This is a genomic window from Sphingobacterium sp. GQ94, assembly GCF_059758715.1.
This window is the reverse complement of sequence record NZ_JCAXEC010000016.1, coordinates 49283-73708: the sequence shown is the minus strand read 5'-3', so window position 1 is coordinate 73708 and position 24426 is coordinate 49283. Positions and strand designations below refer to the sequence as shown.

Genomic DNA, 24426 nt, shown 5'->3' with positions numbered 1-24426 from the left:
GATTATTTTAGTTTTCAATTTGTCCTCCTTCCTCGTGTTCTTCCTTAATAGCAAATTTATTAGGATCAATTAAAGTATTTGAACTATCTATTGGGCCCTGGGTGTCTAGTGAGTCTTGCTTATTCAATTGCTCTTTTTTTTGTCTTTCTTCAATTCGTTTTCTGAATTCCGGATCAACTCTCATCAAACTATCTCGAATGATCAATCTAACGCTATCGCGGTAAATTGAGTCAATTTCCATACGTTCTACATCAAACCTTCGTCTGAATCCATCACTTTCTGTGTTATAATATTGTTGTAATGCCTTAGAATTCATGAACAGTTCCTTAAAGCGATCATAACTCATGTTAATTATAAAACCGATACCGGTTTCAACAAATTGACCTTGAAGTGTCGCTTGGTATTGATTTTTACGATAAACTCTAGCAAAATATCGTCCATCTTCTGAAAGTTGATAATCTAGAGAAATATCACCTGCAATATTCGTTGCATTTTCACCGGGTCGGGAATTCCCTTCAACCTCAAAGTTAGAACCAATTGTGATTTTAAGTCGGTCATCGAATAACATCTTGGAAATTCCAACATTCAAATCAGTTCTTGTTTGCGCATTGCCGGTTAGATAGTCTTCCTCTGAGTTTAAGTTAAAATCTAGTTCTACACCTTTTATAAGATCCGAGGCTAAATTGTTCAATTGACCGGTTAAGAATGAACTGACAGTGCTCCGAACCATCGATTCAGTACCCCCTCCTGACAGAGATTCAAAAGGATTGGCTGACATGAACCTCCCTAAAGCAATTAACGAGAAAACTTGTTTGTTTAATTCAGCAGGGTCTTCTCTAATATTGGATAAGGCAATATTTACCTTACTGACAACATCTTGCGAAACGATGGCATTTTTTTCATCTAAATCTATGTCAAAATTAATCTCAGGCTTAAATAGTTCTCCTGTTAATTTCAATAAAACATTAAATGGTACACGTTGTTTGTATAGGTTTTGACTCTCTGCCCCAATTTGATTCTGAACTAACTCTAAAGTTGCAAATTTGCCCTGATAAACAGCTGTGATTCCTAATCTAGCCTGAAAAGGATCTCCATTCCAAGTAATAGTACTGCCCTTTTGAAATCTAAAATCTTTAGAAATAGGACCCAATGAAAATGTGTAATCTCCATCTTCGACGGTAAATGTACCTGACATGGTAATCCTGTCGTTAGCATCAATACTTGTAGCAATCTCAGCGACCCCTTGTATATTTAATGCATCTTGTGTCCCTTCATCAAGAATGATTTTAAATTTGGCTTCTCTGTCCGAACTTAAATTTAAAGCAATGTCATAGCCTGATAATTTGCTGGACACATTGGTTAGGGAATCTAATTGAGCGAATACATTGGTAATGCTTGTATCACTACGATCTACAAACTTAACGACGCCATCTCTTTGCGCAACTCCTGGATTATCATTTGGAACAATAAATTTAAAATCAGTATTTTCATTTGCTTTTACGTTACCGTCGATTTTAGGTTTATCTAAATCTCCGGTTATACTCAAGGTAGAGGTTAAGTACATCTGACCAAAAAATAAATCATTATTCTCCCTGGTAGAATTCATAACCTCGAAATTTGATGTTGATAATTTCAGATTAAAATCAAAGTCAGTATAAGTTTTTGTTTTAATGGTTCCATTGAGTTTTGCTAAATTGTTTTTGGAGTCACGGATATTCAACTGCCTAAAAGAAATCCCCTGATCATTAAAATATACTTTTTGTCCATCAATTAACATGTCTGAATTCAATAATGATGCATTTAAAACAGCATCATTAAATGTTAAATCACCATTAATCCTTGGCGCAGCCAAGGTTCCTGTAATCTTTAGGATACCTGACATGTTGCCTTGAGAACCTTGTAAATTGCCCATACTAAATGCTTCAATAGTTTTGATGGTCATTGGATTCAGTTCCAAGGTGGCATCAATACTTGCCTCCCCTTGTTCGGGCGAATAGATGTCACCGGCAAGCTTAACATTATTTCCATTCTCGGTTATCCTAACATCTGCTGAATACGTGTTTTCTTTAATGTTATTTACTTGTAGTGATAAATTTCCAATTGTATCTCTGCCAAAAAAGAATTTTTCAATATTTAAATCAGAAACGAATACGGGTGAAGATTCTAATCTAGATACCGTTGCCGTTCCGTTAATCCCTCCTCCCAAATTAAGTGTTTCAGATTCCAACATCTTAGTCAAGGTTTCAATTCGAAAATTATCGAATATCAGATTAATAGGGGAGTTGAGGGTAGAATCCTGAGATTGGACATCTAATTGTTGACCGGCGTTACTGAGCCTGAATTGATTCACTCGAACTCCATCATTACCAAAAATTAGTTGATTTAACGGATCTATATTCCATTTTTCATAATTAAGCATTAATCCATCTTCCTTTAAGGAAAATGTATAGTTGTTTTGGTCAACAAACATGTTAGCTCCCAAATGGTACTGTTCTTTGTCTTGTTTATCCTTAATCCACAAACCTAGATCAAGTCTATTCTCCAACACACTTCCACTGAAAACAGTATTTGTCAATTCAATACCTGAGACCATAATATGGCCGATCAAGGCATTGTAATATAGTGTACTATCGGCCGAGACGATATCCATTCCAACATTCTCAATTTCAGTCCCATCGTAGGTGATTTTTGGGGCAAGCAATTTCGCTATTAGAGTTCTGGATTCACTATCAAAAGATCCATCTAATGTCACATCATCTAGTCTTTGCAAATTTGGTAAGAAATTCTGAATGATTTTTGAACGGTTAAGACGTGCAGAAAACTCAAAGTTTTGAGGTGAATATACCAGGACCTCTTGATTGTCAGAAGGATTAAAATATGTACGGATTATATCAGTGACTGAAGTACTTAATTCGGTTAGTTTATAATTACCAGTCAAATGCGCATTTAGGAATTCAGAACTTAAGATGAGAATATTTTGATTGCTGTCAGCCTGGGCAACCAAGGACACCGTATCAAGCACATAATGTTCATTCTCATAGGCAATTGAAGAATTGCTTACGATTAAGGCTCCATTTAAATGATCTAAATCGAAAGTTTCAAAATCAGCGGTAATTTTACCATGATACCTGAGACTTTGATCCATTAAATTTAGATTTTTAAAATTAATGCTATCGATTTGCATTTCAGCGGTGAGTTTAGGTAGGTTCGCCTCCATATTTACATGAAAACTACCATCAAGATCGATGTTTGGATCATGTGAATTTAGTGTACCTTGAATATTACCAGAACTAGCTGAAATATCAAAGTTTATATTGTTGTACTTATACCCTAAGGCATCAAATCGATTGATAGTCCCGGTTGCATCAGCAGTCATTGTTTTGGGATCTAAGCCTCGTCCGTTAACCTGTCCCTGTGCCGCTATCAGACCATAAAGTGAATCCTGTTTTAAGAACCTACCTAAATTAAAGTTATCAATAGATACTAACGCGCTATAAGTTGTATCTGCTGCCAATTGTATATTTCCATTAAAAGATACATTGCCTTGTTCTGTATTCAAGGTAAGGTCAGTATCGAACCCTTTCATTCCTCCTTTGAACCACCCAGAAAGGCTTATGTTATTTGGAAATTGAATACTGTCTGGCAAGAGGGAAGGTGCTATAAGTTGATTTAAGTCAGTTCTGCTGGTGACTAATTTATTAAGTTTAAGATCTAGATTTATGTTTTGCACATCTGGCAAACCTTGGATATGACCTGAAGCTATGAGCTGTGTGTTGTTTAATGTTTGGAAATTTAATCTAGGAATATGCAAATCATTTAATTGACCAGTTGCATTTCCATCTATATAAAATTTCTTATTCATCAGAGGTTTCATTACTTCTTCCTTTTTTAGTTCAGGCAGAAGGAAATCGATATCTCTCATGTCAATATAACTTTTTTCGAGATTCGCATTTATATAAACCTTTGATGGGTTGTTCGATAAATCATCAAGAGATGAATAGGCGACCTCTATTTCGTCTTTTATGCGAGAATTTGGGGTCTCAATGAGGAAATCAAAGATTTTCACCCCTGTATTTGTGTAAACAAAATCTCCTTTAAGCTGATTTATCTCGAACCCCGAATGGTCCTTTACGGCGAGATTGCTAAGTTCACCTGAAATTGAATCCGATGAATAATAGATATTATCCATAGCTCCAGCTACATCAGTCATTTTTAGGTTAAAATAATCCAACCCTTTGGTTCTTGGTTGATTATCATCTTTGAACCAAAAATTAGACTCTTCCAAGGCTAATTTTTCCACCGAAACTTTCCAATTTGCTGAGGATGAGTCATTTGAAGGATTGTCTTGAATCGTTGCATCCATTTTGCCCAAGAAAACTTCAGAATCGGTATGGCTGATTTTGACTTCCTTAAGTTTAACAATTTCATTATTCAAATCAATTTTTTCAACATTGGCGGCCACGTTTTTTAGATCGAACCTGGTCGTAATTCTGGAAGGCTCGTTTTGATACCGGATTACAATATTTTTTAAATTTAAGGTACTAAAATGTATGTCCGGTAATAACGTAGTGGCCTCAATAGAGGGATCATTTAAACCAAAATCGGCTGCTTTTATTTCTTCATCTGGACTTAAAACGGACCATTGTTTAATGGTAGCGTTAAGACCATCTAAATTAATATCTGGCATCTCAAACGCCATATTCTTTGTTAAATCGAACTTTTTGACCCGCGTGTCAAAATGTTTTAAATATAGGGAGGCAGAGGTCCCTATTACCTCGTCTTTATAATCGAATTTGATACGTTCAAATAAAACCTTGTCAATATCAAAAATTAATGCGGAGCTACTGTCTGAAGTTACTGTGCTTTCCTTTTCCGTTGCGAATGCCGTAACAATGTAATCAAAGTTAAAACTGCTGTCCGGGAGGTTACGATTTATTTTTGCAGTTATACCTTTTAATTCAAGTTCTTCTATTTCGACAGTATTTTTTAATAGCTTGAACATATTAATGTCAACCATTAGTTCTTCCCCAGCCAAAAGTGTGTCTTTTGATTGGTCCTCAAAATAAACGTTCTTTAATACCAGTTTTTTAGGAAAATTTATTTCAATATTTCCTACACTTACCGGAGTACCAATTTTATTCTCTAAGTAATTTGTCACTCTACCTACTAAGTAGTTTTGGACTGCGGGTAGCCGAATTAACAGAACAAGTAACAAGATTAGAGCTGTGATGGATATAATTATCCATAAGAGAGTTTTTAAAGCAATTCGACCAAATCTATTCAAAGTTATATATATTCGTTTTAATATTTATGATATATCCTATAACACGATTTTAATGCATTTGTTTATTTCAAATATGAATTCTCTTTTCGTGTATACAATACAAATATAGAGTTTGAAAAGGTAATTTGTTAAGTTTCTTTATTGTGGAATAAGTTAAATTATATAAAGAACAAATGCAATTATTTTAAGTAAACTAATTTTTTAAAATATTTGTTCCGATATTCAATGAAAAATGATGTTTAAAAGGTGTTGTATCTAATTCTGTCATTTTTATCAGCAGGTGTATGATCCACTATGGCTATCCCATCAGCATTGCAGTAGGTGGGTAACAACAAGAACCATTTAATGGATTATTATGTTTTTAAAACACTCAACATTTATTATCTTTAGATATTCTATCAATCTAAATTTAATTCATGAAAAGGAAAAATTTTATTGCCAGCATTTTAGTTGGTGGGAGCTCTGGGGTTTTGCTGAATGCTTGTGCAAATTCAGTTGAAACGAACAATCAAAAAAAACAGGATATGGAAACAGGATTAATTATTCATTCAGTATATTTCTGGCTGAAAGAAGGTATAACTGGGGAAGAAGAGAAAGAATTTTTAAAATTCTTTGACATTTTAAGAACAGTGCCCGGACCTAAGAAAATTAATATTGGAAAACCAGCATCTACAACCCAAAGATCAGTTGTAGATAATTCATTTTCTTACTTCCTTATGGTTGAATTTGATAATATGGAAGATATTAATACTTATGAGAAGCATCCAGACCATTTAGCCGCTGCTGAGTCATTCAGTAAGTATTGGACCAAGGTGGAGGTTAAAGATAGTGTCTTACTTTAAACTGTAACAGTTTCTGTAATCGGGTATTTTATAATTGATTTTTTATCCTAATTCAAACTATCATAACTAAAAGAACCCTTGTTTAATTTAAACAGGGGTTCTTTTAGTTTTAGTAGTTAATGTACTTCAATGCTACCCTCATCAGATTTAACCTGTTGCTCAGGGGAATCACTTGGTGTTTCCTGTTCAGGTTTAACGGTACGTTCCACTGTAATTTTACATTCTGTCAGTAAAGCTGCAATCGCACCGACGGCTGCAAATATCGGCGCCAAAACAACACCGATTACGCCTAAGGTTACCGGGAAATTCATAATTTCCTTACCTGATTTGTCTGAAATGCTAATTTTGGTAACATTTCCTTCACTGATTAATTCTTTGATTCTCTTTAATAAATTCTCACCGGTAACGGTGAATGTTTCTTTGATTGACATATCTGTTTGTTTTATGAGTTTAAAATTTTTTTATTAAATATCTTTATCCAAATGTACTATCTTGTGCAAAACAATCGCATAGGAAATAGGCTAATTCAGGATAATTTTCGGTAATTGCCCTTAATCTTTCGGTGAATACCTTTTGATATTCAGCTGCTTTAAGAAATTAATAAAATCTTAATGTACAGATACAAAACAATTATACTTGGGATAAGTTTTATCCTAGACTCTAAAGTAAATCAATATCTAAATATAATACCAGAATTATTAAAAATAAATCTCTACAGCGGCATCTTTTTGCTTCTTCATTTAATTGTTCTAATTTTAAAAAATATAAATTATACATATTCTAATGGATTATATAATGGGACCATGGCCATGGTATATTGGTGGAGCAATTGTCTCCTTTATTATGTTGGCCTTGATAGTATTAGGAAAAAGCTTCGGATTTTCCTCTAATTTTAGAACTATTTGTTCTGCATTGGGTGCAGGAGAAAGTTGTCGTTTTTTTCAGTTTGATTGGAGGTCGCAAAAATGGAATTTGTTATTTCTATTGGGAGCTGTCATAGGAGGATTTTTATCGGCACATTTCCTTTCAAATAACCAAGTGCCAGCCATCTCTGGAGAAACAATAGACCAACTTCATACATTAGGATTTAAAAGTGCTGGTAATGCTTACGTTCCTAATGAATTGTTTTCTGATTTATCTTGGAAAAATATTTTGTTATTGGCGATTGGAGGATTATTAATTGGATTCGGGACACGTTATGCTGGTGGTTGCACATCTGGTCATGCTATTTCTGGTTTAAGCAACCTGCAATGGCCGTCTTTAATTGCTGTTATTGGTTTCTTTATTGGTGGATTAGTGATGGTTCATGTTTTTTTTCCTTTAATATTTTAATAATGAAAAAATTAATTTATATCCTGTTAGGCATATTATTTGGAATGGCCATGTATAAAGCAGAGGCGGCTTCTTGGTTTCGTATCTATGAAATGTTTAACTTTCAATCATTTCATATGTATGGATTTATGGGCACGGCTCTTTTCATAGGCATTCTTGGCATTCAAATTATAAAAAGAAATAACAAAAAAGATATTGACGGAAAACCTATTGTTATTGCTCCCAAAAATAAATCAATTGTAAGGTATTTAATTGGTGGAATTCTTTTTGGTTTAGGTTGGGCATTGGTAGGGAGTTGTCCAGGCCCAATATTTGTCCTAATTGGTGCTGGAGTGTATCCGATGTTGATTGTAGCGATATTCGCCGTTTTGGGTACTTACTTTTATGGTATTTTAAAGAATAAATTGCCACATTAATCTCCCTATTCTGGTAAGCAAGATGTCTGGAATCGATTAATTTTATTATATTTTAAAAAAGTAATCAAGAGATAATTTATGTTTTTTCAACAAGTATATGATGAGACTTTAGCACAAGCAAGCTATATTATAGGTTGCCAGGCAAATAATGAAGCAATTGTAATTGATGCCAAAAGAGATGTAGATACCTATATAGAAATTGCAAAAAAGAATAATATGAGAATTACTCATATCGCAGAAACCCATATTCATGCAGATTTCTTATCCGGTTCTCGGGAATTAGCATTCTTAACTGGAGCTCAACTTTATTTATCAAATCATGGTGGTGATTTATGGCAATACGAATTTCCTCATATAGGCTTATTAGAAAATGATATTATTCAAGTTGGAAATATATCTCTTCGTGTTATACATACGCCTGGGCACACACCCGAAAGCATTAGTTTTTTACTTCATGATCATCCATCTAGCGATATGCCGGTAATGGTATTTACAGGAGATTTTGTGTTTGTTGGCGATATTGGGCGTCCAGATTTACTCGAAGAAGCGGCTGGTTTAGTCGGTACTAAAGAACTTGGAGCTAAACAGATGTTTGACTCTCTTAAAAAGTTTCAAGCTTTGCCTGATTATGTTCAAGTATGGCCAGGCCATGGTGCTGGGTCAGCCTGTGGAAAAGCTCTTGGTTCTGTTCCAAGCAGCACGGTAGGTTATGAAAAAATACGAAACTGGGCTTTCCAATTTGTGGATGACTTTCAGGGTTTCAAAGCATATTTGTTAAATGACCAACCAGAAGCGCCACTATATTTCGGAACCATGAAAAAGCTTAATAAGCAAGATAGATCATTGCTTGTCGAAGTTCCTAAACACCCTGATATCCCAGTTAGTCAAATCGGTAATCTGCAAAAAATTACACTTTTGGACACTCGGAATAAAGAAGATTTTGCTAGTGGACATCTGCTTAATTCTATAAATATTCAAAATAACAATTCTTTAGCCAACTGGGCAGGTTGGATGCTTAAATACGATGAAGATCTCGTTATCATAACCCAAGATGGAAAGCAAGAAGAAATTACTCGGAAATTGATGCGGATTGGTATGGATAACATTAAGGGATTCATAACAAACTTGAAAGGACAAAACTTGGTGAAAAGTCAGATTGTTGATGCAGATACTGTTGAACAATGGAAGGATACCCACAATACAGTTTTGTTGGATGTAAGGGGGGAATCCGAGTTTAATGCAGGTCACATTCCGGGAGCATTACATTATTTTATAGGAAGGATGCCTAAAGAGTTACCTGTAAATCTCAAGGATAAGAGACTTATAATCCAATGCCAATCTGGAGACCGTTCCACCATTGCTGCCTCATATTTAGAAAAAAATGGCTTTACTAACATCTTTAATTATTCTGGTAGTTACGCAGATTGGAAAAAACGAAAAAAACAGACATTATAAAAATTCAAATCAGCTTATAGATTGACTTCAAATAGATCATTGTTTTTTGAAGGAAATTTGGATTCCATAAATTATTTTTTGATTTGATTTTCCCATCAATCATATTCGTTATCAACTTTTAATTTAATCACATGCAATAGCATTATAGGCGTTGTTTTCTTTCTGCTGCGGTAAAATTAGTGTCAATTTAATGTAAAGTAAATGGAGTGATTTTGCAAGATAATCCCTTGATTTAAAGGTGAAGCCTTTAACTATTTTTTATAAGTGTGTTTGAACATTGGTTTTGGGGCCATCGAGAATTTGATTTCATTCATAATACTTTTAAATGTGTAAAAAATGTGGTATATTTGCAATCACTCCTTTCAAAAGGCTATAAATCTGTTACGCACTAGTTATACTCCTTCGCGTATTCGGATTATCAAAAACAAGAGTATCACTAAATTTTTCACATTTACCCCCTTTTAATGGCAAGAAATCAATTAACATTTAAGAAAAAAGAAAGAGCTAAAAAACTACAACAGAAGAAAAAAGAAAAGTTGGAAAGAAGAGAGCTTCACAAGTCCAGCAACGATAAAGGCAAAGCATTGGAAGAAATGTTTGCGTATGTAGACGAGTTCGGGAATATTTCTGATACTCCCCCTGAACGTCGTTATGAATTTAAAGAAGAAGATTTATTAAGACCATCTGATGTAGAAGAAGATGAGTTTAAATTTGGTAAGGTTTCTTATTACAATGATGCTGGACATTACGGTTTTATTAGAGACAACGTTACCAGAGAAACCGTTTATTTCAATGATAAATTGGCAGGAACAGTCTTGAGAATTGATCAAAAAGTTAAGTATAAGGCTATACGTTCAAAACAGGGAACCCAGATTTCCGAAATTGAAGTATACGTTTAACTTTGAATGTATACTATTAGGTTTTCTAATATTGTATAAATATATAAGGTTTATTTGACAGAATGGGGATGATTGATTTTTATCCCTTTTTTTTTGTTTATTTTTTTACTCTGGAACCCTCAATTATTATAAACTGATTATTTATATCTGTTGTAAAAAACAAAAAAGTATCCCCTCCGTCTTTAAATTTATGCTTTTTACGAATAACTTCAACTTTTTGTGGGAAGTTACGGGTTGCAATATTTGCCTGTGGCCAAAGGTTATTCTTTTTTAAGATAGAGTAGGGAAGTACTTTTATGATTTCAAATATTCTGCCCGGAAAGTCAGAAATGAATTCTGCTGAAGTGTATAAATGAGAATGTTGATGTAGCTTTTTTAAATTAAAAGCGTTACCAACGCTCTTAAAAGCACCTGCTTTCATAATCGCTGCATCTGGATCATATAGGAATTTTTGAGGAATTGAAAATTCACTGATCGACTGTTTCTCCTGTTGGTATGTAAATTCGAAACTTTGCAGTTTCTCTTGGAATAATCTTATCGAGCGAATCGTGGCTTCTCCATGAAATTCTCGATCTTGAATAAACACCAATTCTTTGCATTCATTATCTAAGCTAATAACATATACCCAACGTACATTTTGTAAACTTTTAAGTGCCGTGGAAATATCCAATAAAGGTGAAAGCTTACTAATAATTGTTTGACTTTTTGAAAAAAATAATTCTTGATTATAAACAATATTTGGTTCACAATCCTCTAACAGAAATACTCTACCCTGACCGATTCTTCTAGATGGGTCAACATATATATAATCAAAGGCATTATCTTGGCTCTTTTGTAAAAGGGTAATTCCATTGCCCTGAAAACACTTTAAGTTATTGACTTGTAAAATACGCGAATTGTGAGCAACAATATCAGAAAGGTCCTGATTTATCTCACAATGGATTACTTCATGTGCGTGTTGCGCTAAATAGCAGCTATCCACCCCAAATCCACCAGTTATATCAATAACCCTTGTTCCTTTTCTAATCAGCGTTTGTTTTATTATTGCTGTATGTTCTGAGGAACATTGTTCGAGATTGATTTTATCAGGATAATATATTTCCTCACTATACGCCCAAGTTGGTAATTTACGGACAGACCTTTGCCAACCGTCTATTTGGGTGGCCAATTCAGAAGGACTGACATTTTGAAAAGGACTTTTTTTCAAGGCAATTTCGCCAGGAGATTTCTCCCGATTATCCTTAATAAAAATTTGAACTTCCTTTTCTAAAATGTTTTTATTCATCTTTGTTTTTCACAAGCATTTGACAAGTGTAACTATCCCTTAATTCCTGAATAATCTCCTTGTTAATTAATACTCTATTAATAGTCTCTTGGTTATAATAACGGATTGTAATTAATTCTAACCCTGTAGCAATTGAAACCTTATATCGCTTTTCAAGCTGTTCAAGTAACGTCCTTATATTTTCCCCTGTATCATCAACACTAACTGAAAAGCTGATCGCCGAGTTATGCATCATATTAATTTTAATGCGGTTCTTATGAAACGAATCAAAGATATGACTTAAATTATCTTCTACAATAAAAGAAAAATCTCGAGGCAGAATGTTAATAAATACCTGATTTACCTTAAATATAAATGAAGGGACTGGCAAAGTTTGGTTGGTCGTTTTGATTAAGGTTCCAGGTTCATCTGGGTTAAGAAAAGACCGGACGTTTAATGTTATTTTTTTATTCTGTAAAGGTTTAATGGTCTTAGGGTGAATTACAGTCGCACCATAATACGTTAATTCTATTGCATCAGTATAAGATAATTCAGGGATTAACTCTGTTTTATCGAACCATTTAGGGTCTGCATTTAACACTCCGGGAACATCTTTCCATATCGTAATATTTTCTGCATTTAAACTTGCAGCAAAAATTGCTGCTGAATAATCCGAACCTTCTCTTCCTAAGGTGGTGGTGAAATTCTCTGAGCTCGAACCGATAAATCCTTGAGTAACAATGACCGAGCGATCAAGAATTTCTGGCAGTTCTTTTCGAACTTTTTCTTCTGTTGCCTGCCAATCTACTTTTGCTTCAGTGTAATTATTATCCGTGAAGATATAATCTCTGGCATCTATCCATTGCACGGAAAGCCCAGCGTACTGTCCGTAAGCAGCAATAATTTTAGTGGAGACCAGCTCACCAATGGACACAATTTGATCGAATAAGTAATCAAAATCATCTTGTAGTTCATCTTCCAATATCCATTCTATTTCAACAAAAGTATTCGTAATTTCATCAAAGATTGGATGGCTTGTATCCGAAAAAAGCTCATTTAGAATTATGAAATGTTCATTTTTTAATTGTTCCAATAAATCAAAATATTCCCCAGTTTGATTCACATAACTTTTTGTAATATTAACAAGTTTATCCGTTGTTTTTCCAATCGCGGATACTACGATTAACAATGGGGAATCTTTATGTTTTTTGATGATTGAAACTACATTTTTAATGTTTTCAGCATTTTTAACTGATGCGCCTCCAAATTTAAATACCTGCATGTATGCTATGAAATTGAATGGTAATATTCTTTAATGTTATTTATATAATTCTTACCAGTATTTGTTAAAAAATCTTGAATATCCTCGTAATTTATAATAATTGTTGTTGTGCCCTGTGCATAAGGTTTTATTTCATATGGGTTGTAATGAAACATAATACCATCTTTAGTTAATCCAAAAGTTGCGGACAAAGCAAAAATCCCATTTTCGAAAAAATAGTCCTTTTCTAGATTTGTAGTGTCTGAAATACCTTCTTGTTCGCGGAAGGATTTCTCTACAATTTTAATAAAATCTTTTTTCTTGTGCTCAGAAACAAACGTTAATAAGTCTAGTTTTCTATAGTTTTCTAAATCATAAATATTCCAAATTATGAACGAATTTCCGTGTGCTCCTCCTGAAAATTCATACGTGCTATTTTTGATACAAATTAAATTAGACGTATATAGGTCTATACTAATTTTAGTTTCTTTTTTCCAGGCGATAGGATAATGAATGTTATTCTCCTCAACAAAATTCCCATAACCTTCTAAAAAATTGTTTGTATACTGTTTTAAATCTTGCTCTCCTTCAAATAAAATATTTTGCAATATTAACTTATTCATACTGCTATCCTTAAATTCCGGAAAACTTACCTTAATAGATGTTGTGTCTATTTCTCCATTATTTTCTGTAAAATAAGGACTTGTTTCCTTAATGGACGTTGTTTTATAACTTAAGGTATCTTGAGCACTTGAGAGTGAGTCTGGGCTAGTTATTGAATTTTTATTATGTGCACTTTGGCAAGATAATAAAATGAATGAGCTGAGGACTCCGCAAAACCAAGAAAATAAATTTAATTTAAAATTCAATACTAACATTTATCCAATTTCCGTTAAAATTTGTGTTATATTTTTTGTAAAATTCAATGGCGGGTTCATTCCAATCCAAAACTTGCCATAGCATTCCATTATAACCATTTTGTCTCGCATAATCGATGGTGTGGTCTAATAATAGCTTACCAAATCCTTTTGAGCGCATTGCCTGTGTAATGATAAGATCTTCTAAGTAAAGAATTCTCCCTTTCCAAGTTGAATATCTAACATAGTATAAAGACATCCCAACAATTTCACCTTGGTATTCTCCAACAAATGCACCCCAAACTGGGTTCTGTCCAAAACCGGAACTTATAAATTCCTCCATGGAGACCGTGACTTGGTCGGGAGCTTTTTCAAATAAGGCTAATTCCTGAATCAAGGCTAATAACCTAGGACAATCTTCCTTAATAGCTTTGCGTATTGTAAGTTTCATTGGTTATGCTTTATGATGCTTAATGATTCTCTGACCAAATATAGTGCTTCCTAAACGGATCATATTACTGCCTTGCTCAATAGCAAGTTTATAATCCGATGACATCCCCATAGAGAGGGAGTCAAAATGTTCATCTTTTCTAAAATATGTAGCTTTTATTCCATCAAAAAGCATTTTTAATTCATAGAATTCTTCACGAACTATCTTTTGGTTCGGTGTATTGCTGGCAATCCCCATCAAACCACGGATACGGATGTTTGCTAATTGACTGAATTCTTCACCGCGAAGTAACTCGATGAGTTCAGCATGATCTAACCCAAACTTGGTGTCCTCATCAGCAATGAATACCTGTAGCAGGCAATCAATTATCCTATCATTTTTGATGCCTTGTTTATTAATTTCAATGAGTATCTTAAGGGAATCGACAGAATGAATCATTTTTATAAATGGCGCAATAAACTTAACCTTATTTGACTGTAAATGCCCGACTAGGTGCCATTCAATATCTTTTGGGAGTTCTTCATATTTTCCAATCAATTCTTGAACTTGATTTTCGCCAAATGCTCGTTGACCCGCTTGATAAGCTTCAAGAATATCCTGGATGGGTTTAGTTTTAGAAATTGCTATCAAGTTGACCCCAATAGGATCTAATTCTTTCTTTAATTCAGTAATATTTGTTCCGATGCTCATGATAAAAGAAACGCTTTGAATAATTTTCGGAAAGCTATGTGCAAGCTTTTCCGTATTTTTGTACAAATTTACAAAATGCAACGATTAATACTTGGTTTAGCACTGTTGTTTTTTATGTTTAGTTCTTGCAAGAGACAAGTTCCCGAAGGTTTGCTCTCTGAAAAAGAAATAATAAACTTATTGACAGATGTTCATATTCTTGACGGATATATTAGTTCCTTGCCAGCTGATAGTGCAAAGAAGGTGATTGAGCCGCTATATACTGAACTTTTTTTAAAATATAATTTGGATTCAAATTCCTTTGGTGAAAATATAGATTACTATTATGGTGATCCTAATTTAACTGTCAAAACTTATGACCAGGTAATAAAAAATTTAGAAAAACAGGAGAAGCAGTATATTTTTACCGATTCGTTGTTAAATGCACATCAACAAGATAGCATAAATAGGGTTATGCGTATGAAATCTAAGATTTCAGCTATGAATGATATGATAATCAATGCATTAGCAGATTCGGCTAAATTAACCATTGCCGATTATACAAGAAGAATGTATAGTAATAGCCCCATCGAACATTTGTGGGATAGAAATATTTTAAAGATACCTGTTAATTTAGATACCAGCAGTCAGAAAATAAAAATGCAACCAGTTGAGAATACAAAACAAACAAAAGAAGTTGACACAACAGTTGATAATTCAGACACAATCCAACCGGTAAAAGAACATGTTAATCCACCAAGATTGAGGAAGAAACCAGTTCTTAAACCAAAGGATAGACCAATGATAGTACAATAATGATATATCCAGAGAACGCTGTAGATAAATTAGGGTTTACAGAAATTAAGGAGCTTATAAAAGCGAAATGCTTAAGTGAACCAGCAAGAGAATTAGTCGATAGGATTCAACCACAAATAAAGCCAGAATTAATTGACCGTTTTTTACGTCAGACGAATGAGTTTAAAAAACTCTTGGAACATGATTCACCACTTCCAATAGATCACATTTACCCCTTAAAATCTATAATTGAAAAGACCAAAGTTGAAGGATCTTTTTTGTTTGAGGAAGAGTTTTATAGGATTCTTTTGTCACTAAGGACAGTATATGCGGTTATTAAGTATTTTAAAGATAGGGAATTACAATATCCAAGTCTAGAACTACTTTTTGAGCATTTGCCAATAGAAAAAAATATCATCAGAAGCATTGAAAATGTTCTGGATGATCGTGGACGAATGAAGGATAATGCTTCTAAATTATTATTGACACTGAGTCAAAATATTTTAAAATCGGAACAAGAAGCTCGCAAAAAACTTGATGAGGTTTTTAAAAGGGCCCAACAAAGTGGTTGGACTGCTGATGGTAATCTTACAATCCGTGAAGGACGCCTCTGTATACCGATTTTGGCTGAGAATAAACGCAAAGTTAAAGGGTTGATTCATGATGAGTCAGCTACCGGACAGACTGCATTTATTGAACCTGAAGAAGTTTTTCAACTCAATAATAGGATAAGAGATCTGGAATTTGAAAGAAACAGAGAGGTTATTCGAATACTCGTTAACTTAACAACGGAATTGAGACCTCATGTACCTTTGCTTTTTTCGTATCATGGTTTGCTTACCAAATTAGATTATGTTCGATCAAAGGCTTTATTCGCTATTGATATTGAGGCAAACATGCCAGAGCTTTCAAAGCAAGGTGAAATTTTTTTGGTTAATGCAAGACATCCTTTATTGCTGTTGAGTGCAGCTCAGCAACGAGATCATTCTGTTGTACCTTTAAATCTTCGAATTGATGAAATAGATCGAGTTTTATTGGTCTCGGGTCCAAACGCCGGTGGGAAATCTGTTTGCATGAAAACGGTAGGACTATTACAGCTTATGTTCCAATCAGGATTATTAATTCCCTGTGACTCTCATTCTAAACTAGGTATATTTAAGCAAATATTTGCTGATATTGGGGATGATCAATCAATTGATAGTGATTTGAGTACATATAGTGCGCATTTAGCTAAAATGAAATATTTTACCCAATTTTCGAATGCCAGAACCTTGGTCTTAATTGACGAGTTTGGAACAGGAACTGATCCTCAATTTGGTGGTCCAATTGCAGAAGCCGTCTTAGAGGTTTTAAATAAAAAAATGATTCGAGGAGTAATTACAACCCATTATTCCAATTTAAAATTGTTTGCCACTCATGCCGACGGCATCCAAAATGCGTCGATGCTTTTTGATAATCAGGCAATGAAGCCTCAATATATTTTGCAAGTCGGAAAACCAGGTAGTTCATATGCGTTTGAGATCGCGCAAAATATAGGACTCCCTAAAGACGTTCTTCAATTAGCTAAACAGAAGATTGGAGTGCAACAAAAGAAAGTAGATACTTTATTGGTAGGTTTGGAAAGAGAGAAAAAGCAAGTCTATGACACCAAAACAGCTATTAATCTTAGAGAGAAGGAACTTTTATCTCAGCAGAAAGAGGTGAATGAATTGAAAGCTTATCTAGAGGAAAATAAGAAGGAACTTCTAAAGCTAGCTAAAGAAGAGGCGCGGGAGATAATAAAAAAAGCCAACAGATTAGTTGAGAATACAATATCTGAAATAAAAGCTAGCCACGCTGATAAACAAAAAACCAAAGATCTTCGGGCAGGTTTACAGAATGCAACGGAGGGTTTAAGAGAAAAAGAGAAAATTGATCAAAAGAAAGTACAGCTACCTGTAAATCAATCGGAATCTTTGGAAATTGGTGACTGGGTACGGATCATTGATACAGGAAATGAAGCCCAAGTTATAGAAGTTGCTAAAAATAATCTAATACTTGCTTTAGGAGATCTTCGAACTGTAGTGAAAAAGAACAAGGTAGAAAAACTAAGAGGGAAAGAAAAAAATAAGGCGACAAAAAGGTTTAAATCAATTGCGTCTGAGAGTATCGCGGATTTTCATCCTGAGGTGGATGTTCGGGGTTTACGAACTGAAGATGCTCTGCAAAAGCTTGAAACGGTTCTGGACCGCGCTGTCATGATTGGTTACCCATCATTGAAGATTATACATGGAAAGGGAGACGGCATTCTAAGAAGATTTATTAGGGATTATCTGAGAAAATATAGTCAGATTACCCGTTTTGAGGATGAACACGCTGATCGAGGTGGAGATGGGATCACCTACGCTTATCTCGATTAACCGAAAGGTTTGGTTGATAACCTGCCTGATGCTGACCTGATTGGGAATTGCTATTTTGAATTTAAATTGATGACAATTGCTGTCCCAAATAAAAAAACTTTTCCACAATTTTGATAATGTTAAAATTTGTTAAAATATCAATGATTTTATGAATTCGTTGATATAATTTCAAACATATAGCGCTAAATTTTATAAAAACTTCTTGGTTTAGCTATTTTACTTAGTTAAAAAATATGGAATAATGCAAATTAGTGGTTGTGAGTATATTAAGTTTATGTTAACAGTGTCTAAAGTCATTTAGACTTTATACTTTTGCGTGAAAATAATAACAAACTATATGAAGAAATCTCTACTTTTCTTTGCTTTAGTACTTGCGAGTTATGGAACCATTCAAGCGCAAGTAACCACTAGTAGTATGACAGGAGTTGTAACGCAATCCTCAGGAGCTGCAACTTCAGGCGCTACTATTAAAGCTACCCACACACCATCGGGAACTGTTTATTCGGGTTCAGCAAATGATGCGGGTCGCTTTAACCTTGCTAACATGCGTGTTGGAGGACCTTATCGAATTGAAGTAACATACGTAGGTCAAGATCCAATTGTGTATCAGGATGTATATATACAGCTAGGACAAGCATTTGTTTTAAATCCCATTTTTGGAGAGTCAGAGGGGACTTCAATTGATGAGATTACAGTAATTGGAAGAAGATCTGGAGAAGACAAAACTGGAGCATCAACGATTATTGGTAAACAGCAATTGGAATCTATGCCAACCTTAAGCCGAAGTTTACAGGATTTCACTCGTTTAACCCCACAGGCAACCGGAAGTAACTCATTTGGTGGGGCAAATAATCGCTACAACAACATCACTATTGACGGTGCTGTAAACAACGATGTTTTTGGTTTAGCGGGTTCTGGTACCCCAGGGGGGCAGGCAAGCACTCAACCAATTTCACTTGACGCAATTCAACAAATCCAAGTCGTATTAGCACCTTATGATGTAACCCAAGGTAACTTTACAGGTGGTGGGGTTAATGCGGTAACACGTTCAGGAACAAACACAGTCGAAGGATCTATTTATACATTCTTTAGAAATGAAAATACAATAGGCAAAAGCATTTTCAACCGTGAAAAATCAAGTCAGTTTTCAGATAATCAATTTGGTTTTAGAGTAGGAGGACCTATTGTTAAGGATAAATTATTTTTCTTTATCAATGGTGAAATGGGAAGAAGATCTGCTCCACTAGCTAATAATGCCGGTGAACCAGGCTCAGCCATAAGTCTAGAGACCGCACAGCTTATTGCTGATCATACCTTAAGTGAATATGGTTACGATGTTGGATCGTATGGTCCAACTGATGTAGAAACTCAAAACAACAAAATCTTCACGAAGTTAGATTGGAATATCAATGAGAAGCATTCATTATCCGTTAGATACAACTACATTGATGCATTTGATGATAATATTAGCAGAAGCTCATCCTTCTTTAGATTTGGTAATAATGCGTATCAATTTTCGAACAAACAGCATGTCACAGTTGCTGAATTAAGAAGCAACTTCAACAACCGTTTTTCAAATAATTTAATTGTAGGGTATTCAGCCATAAGAGATAGTCGGGATATTGCGGGTTCTTTATTCCCTCAAATCAACATTACAAATATTGATGGCAAATCATCAAACTCGACAGAATTTGGTTCTCAAAGGAGTTCAGTTGCAAATGAATTAGATCAAAATATTTTCGAATTCACCAATAACTTTAAATGGTATGTGGGAAAACATACTTTCACTTTTGGTACACACAACGAGTTTTTTAGTTTTAGAAATTTGTTTATCAATAATTTAAATGGTCGTTGGGACTTTAGAAGTGTTGAAGATTACTTGGCAAATAAACCAGATCGTGTACGTGCGACTTATTCATTGATTGAAGGAAACGATCGTCCATCTGCAGAGTTTAGTGCAGCTCAATTGGGTTTTTATGCACAAGGCGAATCTGAGGTTGTTGATAATTTAAAACTAACCTATGGAATCCGTGTTGACGTTCCTGTTATTAGTGATAAGCCATTGAGAAATGAAAAAGTTGAAGCATCATTCCCTGGCTATAGAACAGACCGTACGCCAAGTGGTAAATTATTGTGGGCTCCACGTTTAGGATTTAATTATGATGTAATGGGAGATCGTTCTATCATACTCCGTGGGGGGGCTGGTATCTTCACTGGTCGTGTTCCATTTGTTTGGTTGTCTAATCAGTTTTCAAATAGCGGTATGTTATTTGGAACAGTGGATGCAAAAAAAGATGCAATCAATAACGGAAATGGTTTTGATCCAAATGTTGAAAACCAAAAGAATATGGCTACAGGGTCAAAACGAGCAGAGGTTAACCTAGTGAATGAAGATTTCAAAATTCCACAGGTTGCTCGCTTTAATTTGGCTGGTGACTTTAAATTACCTTATGGAATTATAGGAACTTTAGAAGGGATCTATTCAAAAACATTAAACAACATCGTTTATTCTGATCTTAACATTAAAGAATCTACCTCATCTATACCCTCAGCATTAACTGGCGGGGCAGATACTCGACCAAGTTATGCCGGGGATCGTGTGAATTCTGGAGATTTCACAAACGTAATTTTAATGGACAATTCAAATGAAGGATATACTTATAGCTTAACAGCGCAATTACAGAAATCTTTCACGAATGGTTTTAATGCTATGGTTGCCTACACTAATGGTGGAGCTAAATCTGTGAATGATGGAGCAAGTAGTACTGCACTTTCCAACTGGGAATATGTTCAAATTGTTAATAATCCTAATAACCCAGGGTTATCGAACTCTATTTTTAATATTAAACACCGTATTATTGGAAATGTAGGGTATACTGTTTCTTATGGTGAAGATGCACTTTTTTCGACGGGAATCAATTTGTTCTATGCAGGTAACTCAGGACAACCTTTTACATATTTATATAACGGCGATTTAAATAAAGACGGTGCTTTTGGAAATGATCTGTTATTTGTACCAAGTTCTGCCGGTGACATTAAGTTAGTAGATATTAAAAATGGTGCTGGCGATGTTACCTCGACCGCTGCTCAACAATGGGAAGCACTTAATGCGTACATTGATTCAGACGAATATTTAAGGTCAAGAAAAGGTCAATATGTTGAAAGAAATGGTTCATTCATGCCTTGGCAACATCAATTTGATCTTCGAATCACTCAAGATCTTGGAACGATGATTGAAGGAACTAAAAATCGGCTTCAATTAACATTTGATATTTTTAATGTTGGAAATCTTTTGAATAAAGATTGGGGAAGAAATTATTATGTGAGTAATCAAGCTTTATCGCTTATAAGTTTTAATAGTGATGGTTATACCTTTAAAGCTCCAACAGATAATAAACCGTATTCAACTTCAGACCTTGCTTCAAGATGGCAAGGGCAAATAGGAATTCGTTATATATTTAACTAAGCTCTTATTATAGGAATTTAATACATAGAAAAAGCCGGTAAATTTACCGGCTTTTTCTATGTTAAGATTTTATCCAATTTAATTTTTAGAAATTTGGTTTCAATAAATATTTATCGTAGAAGCGGAATATGTGCTCTGCAGCTTCTTCAGCAGTATCTACTAATCGATAAAGGTTTAGATCCTCTGAACTGATGTAATGGTTTTCTAGCATCGTGGATTTAATCCAGTCAATTAACCCAGACCAATATGCCGTCCCGACTAATACTATAGGGAATCGAGCAATTTTTCCTGTCTGGATAAGGGTGATCGCCTCAAAGAGCTCATCCATAGTGCCAAAACCACCAGGCATTACAATATAACCTTGTGAGTATTTCATAAACATGACCTTACGAACAAAAAAATAATTGAATTCAAGAAGTTTATCTCGATCAATGTATTTATTGTGGAACTGTTCATGAGGAAGTTCGATATTAAGTCCAACCGATTTACCTCCTGCATTATACGCTCCCTTGTTTGCTGCTTCCATTATACCTGGGCCTCCGCCTGAAATAACTCCATACCCACGATCCGCCAGAAGTCGAGCAATTTCCACCGTCATTTGATAGTATTTATGTTCATCAGGAGTTCTTGCTGATCCAAATATGGAAACACAAGGTCCAATTTTGGCTAATTTTTCAAAACCATCCACAAATTCGGCCATGATTTTAAAGATTTGCCATGAATCTTTTACTTTTATTTCTTGCCAATTTTTATTAGCAAATGAATTTCTGATTTGATCCTCTTTTACCATTTGATTCAATTTAATCTCATTACAGTGTATTTTTACTGCGTTTCAATAATGTAATATAAGATTTTATCTTAAAACTTAAGGCCAATTGCCGATGTTTTTTGTACTGATGATTTAGTCATCAAGGATATGGTCATGCACTTTAAGCTACCACAAGTGTTTTGTTTTAATATGAACGGATTTGAAACATTAGAAATAAACGAGATTGAGTCATTCTTTTGCGAGCTGCACATATTGCATTATAGGTCTTACAAGACAAAAGGGAACTAGGATTATCTGAATTTTGAAATCTTTTTAATGCGAATAGATAACCATTACGTCCTAAATATATCGGTATTTCTTAGATTTAGTCATTAATTTTAGTTTATTATTTTTGTATTTTTGAAAAATGAATTTTTCATCAAAATTATTAGAGCAAGCCGTAGAGGAATTTGGTCAACTACCAGGTGTAGGGAAGAAGACTGCTTTGCGTTTAGTTTTGCATCTTTTGAAACAATCAGATGCTGATGTGAATCGTTTTACCCAAGCACTTGATAAACTAAAAAGCGATATTAAGTATTGCCGTACTTGTTTTAACATCTCAGATCATGAACTTTGTGAAATTTGTAACTCAGTTAAAAGAGATAAAGGAGTAGTTTGTGTGGTAGAGGATACCAGAGATGTCATGGCGATTGAAAATACAGATCAATTTAATGGTCTCTATCATGTATTGGGTGGTTTGATTTCACCGATGGAAGGGGTTGGACCATCTGATTTAAAAATTGAAGGATTAATAGATCGGGTTAGGAATGCTCATGTGACTGAAATAATTTTAGCACTAAGTGCAACCATGGAAGGGGATACAACAATTTTCTACCTTTACCGTAAGCTTAAAGAATTTAACATACAGATAAGCACCATTGCAAGAGGGATTTCTTTTGGTGGAGAACTGGAATACGTAGATGAAATTACTTTAGGTAGGTCCATTGTTACCCGAGTACCCTACGAAAGAAATGTGGGTTAGTTTTTTTTCATTTTACCAATGATCCAATAAAATCCAATACTTGTAAATATTAACACAATCCCATTAATCGTCCATAATACGTTATATCCATAATTTTCTGCAGCGTAGGTCCCTAAAAATGGGGAGAAAATATTGGCTGCAGCAAAGGCTAAAGAATTGAACCCCATATAAGCTCCCTGCGTACTTTTGCTTGATCTATTGATGGCCACGGTCGCCGTAAACGGCAAGGTTAGCATTTCACCTGTTGAAAGGATAAACATCGCAAGATAAAGCCAGGCAATCCCAAGATCAATGTTTAAGATCCAGTAGGAGAGGCCAACAAGGAGGGTTCCCCCAAATAAAATCTGCCTAACTGATAATTTATGTTCCACCGAATGGACCAATACCATTTCGAATAGAACGATGACAAACCCACTGAACCCTAGAATTAATCCAATTTGGTCTGATTGAAGCCCATGGACATCCTTGTAAAACAATGGCAATGTTACCATTATTTGAAAAAAAGCCATAGAGAATAAACAGCATAATATGTTGAAAATAATAAACAATCCATCCTTGTATGCATTCCTTCTGGGAATTTGACTTAATTCTTGCGGTTTAGAATTTATTTGTATGTTATCAGTCCTGGGTTTTCTGTTTTTGAAGAAGTAGATGAACACCATTGATGCAGATGCTGCCGCAATTGCATTACCATAGAAAATCCAGTCGTAAGAAAATTGAGCGAGGAATCCCCCCATGGCTGGGCCAATAGAAAAACCAAGATTAATGGCCATTCTGTTTAAAGAATAGGCCTTGGTTATATTCTCAGGTTTTGCATATCGAGCCACTGAAACTGAGTTTGCTGGTCTAAAAGTATCCGAAACTAAGGTTAGAACGAAAATCATAATGCCTAATCCTTCAAAGCTTTTGAATTCAGGCAAAATGATGAATAATGGAATAACTGATATTAAGCTCCAGGCTTGAACTTTGAAATTGCCAAATTTATCAGTTAACCAACCGCCAAACCAAGATCCGCATACCGAACCTAAGCCGTAACATCCTAATACTAAGCCTATCTGTGTTTTACTGAATTCGAGCTCAGAGGCCATGTACATTCCCAAAAATGGGATAACCATTGCACCAGTTCGATTGATTAGCATGACTAAAGCAAGTAACCATGCCGCCGGAGATAACCCTCGGTAGGAATTAATATAAAATTTAAATAATGATCTCAATGTTTCTTATTTGATCCAAATTGGAGGTTAAT

18 protein-coding genes are annotated in these 24426 nt (G+C 34.6%); 9 read left to right on the top strand and 9 right to left on the bottom strand.

Translation table 11 applies throughout. From position 1 onward, the window contains the following. Nucleotides 1-7: 7 nt before the first annotated feature. Entirely contained in the window at nt 8-5158 is a 5151-nt protein-coding gene (locus tag AC6CHH_RS13765; protein WP_498283837.1) for a translocation/assembly module TamB domain-containing protein, read from the bottom strand. Nucleotides 5159-5700: 542 nt separating this feature from the next. Between AC6CHH_RS13765 and AC6CHH_RS13760 the strand changes: the two genes are divergently transcribed. Next, complete coding sequence (locus AC6CHH_RS13760; RefSeq protein ID WP_498283835.1) at nt 5701-6126, top strand: Dabb family protein; 426 nt, start codon at nt 5701-5703, stop codon at nt 6124-6126. A 116-nt stretch (nt 6127-6242) separates the two neighbouring features. Here AC6CHH_RS13760 and AC6CHH_RS13755 read toward each other — a convergent pair whose 3' ends face one another. Next, complete coding sequence (locus AC6CHH_RS13755; RefSeq protein ID WP_498283833.1) at nt 6243-6557, bottom strand: DUF4342 domain-containing protein; 315 nt, start codon at nt 6555-6557, stop codon at nt 6243-6245. 352 nt (nt 6558-6909) lie between these two features. Here AC6CHH_RS13755 and AC6CHH_RS13750 point away from each other — a divergent pair, with 352 nt between their 5' ends. The 4 genes from AC6CHH_RS13750 to AC6CHH_RS13735 all read left to right on the top strand — a co-directional run bounded on the left by AC6CHH_RS13750 (nt 6910) and on the right by AC6CHH_RS13735 (nt 10228). Next, on the top strand, nt 6910-7458 hold the full coding sequence (locus AC6CHH_RS13750; protein WP_498283831.1) for a YeeE/YedE family protein: 549 nt from the start codon (nt 6910-6912) through the stop codon (nt 7456-7458). 2 nt (nt 7459-7460) lie between these two features. Further along, nucleotides 7461-7874, top strand: coding sequence for a DUF6691 family protein (locus tag AC6CHH_RS13745; protein ID WP_498283829.1), 414 nt, complete (start codon nt 7461-7463; stop codon nt 7872-7874). Between the two features lie 78 nt (nt 7875-7952). Next, nucleotides 7953-9329, top strand: a complete 1377-nt coding sequence (locus AC6CHH_RS13740) for an MBL fold metallo-hydrolase (RefSeq protein ID WP_498283827.1) — start codon at nt 7953-7955, stop codon at nt 9327-9329. Nucleotides 9330-9793: 464 nt separating this feature from the next. Beyond that, entirely contained in the window at nt 9794-10228 is a 435-nt protein-coding gene (locus tag AC6CHH_RS13735) for a cold-shock protein (RefSeq protein ID WP_498283825.1), read from the top strand. Nucleotides 10229-10325: 97 nt separating this feature from the next. On the opposite strand, the gene AC6CHH_RS13730 is transcribed toward AC6CHH_RS13735, so the two are convergent. From AC6CHH_RS13730 to AC6CHH_RS13710, 5 genes are read right to left on the bottom strand one after another with little or no spacing between them, the layout of a single operon-like run. Next, nucleotides 10326-11513: a class I SAM-dependent methyltransferase gene (locus tag AC6CHH_RS13730; protein WP_498283823.1), complete on the bottom strand. Its 1188-nt coding sequence runs from the start codon at nt 11511-11513 to the stop codon at nt 10326-10328. Beyond that, complete coding sequence (locus tag AC6CHH_RS13725; protein ID WP_498283821.1) at nt 11506-12774, bottom strand: aspartate kinase; 1269 nt, start codon at nt 12772-12774, stop codon at nt 11506-11508. The genes AC6CHH_RS13730 and AC6CHH_RS13725 overlap by 8 nt, the downstream gene beginning before the upstream one ends. Before the next feature lie 5 nt (nt 12775-12779). Further along, a complete protein-coding gene (locus AC6CHH_RS13720) occupies nt 12780-13631 on the bottom strand; it encodes a DUF3298 and DUF4163 domain-containing protein (RefSeq protein ID WP_498283819.1) in 852 nt (283 codons plus the stop codon). Further along, complete coding sequence (locus AC6CHH_RS13715; protein WP_498283817.1) at nt 13612-14061, bottom strand: GNAT family N-acetyltransferase; 450 nt, start codon at nt 14059-14061, stop codon at nt 13612-13614. The genes AC6CHH_RS13720 and AC6CHH_RS13715 overlap by 20 nt, the downstream gene beginning before the upstream one ends. Before the next feature lie 3 nt (nt 14062-14064). Then, nucleotides 14065-14751, bottom strand: a complete 687-nt coding sequence (locus tag AC6CHH_RS13710) for a YggS family pyridoxal phosphate-dependent enzyme (RefSeq protein WP_498283815.1) — start codon at nt 14749-14751, stop codon at nt 14065-14067. 75 nt (nt 14752-14826) lie between these two features. Between AC6CHH_RS13710 and AC6CHH_RS13705 the strand changes: the two genes are divergently transcribed. The 3 genes from AC6CHH_RS13705 (at nt 14827) to AC6CHH_RS13695 (ending at nt 21390) form a co-directional block, all read left to right on the top strand. Then, complete coding sequence (locus AC6CHH_RS13705; protein WP_498283813.1) at nt 14827-15546, top strand: DUF4296 domain-containing protein; 720 nt, start codon at nt 14827-14829, stop codon at nt 15544-15546. Beyond that, a complete protein-coding gene (locus AC6CHH_RS13700) occupies nt 15546-17924 on the top strand; it encodes an endonuclease MutS2 (protein ID WP_498283811.1) in 2379 nt (792 codons plus the stop codon). Before AC6CHH_RS13705 ends, AC6CHH_RS13700 begins: the two co-directional genes overlap by 1 nt. A gap of 337 nt (nt 17925-18261) precedes the next feature. Next, nucleotides 18262-21390 carry a TonB-dependent receptor gene (locus tag AC6CHH_RS13695; protein ID WP_498283809.1) on the top strand — a complete coding sequence of 1043 codons (3129 nt, stop codon included), beginning with the start codon at nt 18262-18264 and terminating at the stop codon, nt 21388-21390. Nucleotides 21391-21475: 85 nt separating this feature from the next. Here AC6CHH_RS13695 and AC6CHH_RS13690 read toward each other — a convergent pair whose 3' ends face one another. After that, the gene (locus AC6CHH_RS13690; RefSeq protein ID WP_498283807.1) at nt 21476-22180 is read right to left on the bottom strand and encodes an LOG family protein; all 705 of its coding nucleotides are present in this window, start codon (nt 22178-22180) and stop codon (nt 21476-21478) included. Nucleotides 22181-22565: 385 nt separating this feature from the next. On the opposite strand from AC6CHH_RS13690, the gene recR reads away from it, so the two are divergent. Continuing rightward, nucleotides 22566-23180: a recombination mediator RecR gene (gene recR / locus AC6CHH_RS13685; protein ID WP_498283805.1), complete on the top strand. Its 615-nt coding sequence runs from the start codon at nt 22566-22568 to the stop codon at nt 23178-23180. Here the strand turns inward: recR and AC6CHH_RS13680 are convergent. After that, entirely contained in the window at nt 23177-24394 is a 1218-nt protein-coding gene (locus AC6CHH_RS13680; protein ID WP_498283803.1) for an MFS transporter, read from the bottom strand. The genes recR and AC6CHH_RS13680 overlap by 4 nt on opposite strands. Nucleotides 24395-24426: the final 32 nt, after the last annotated feature.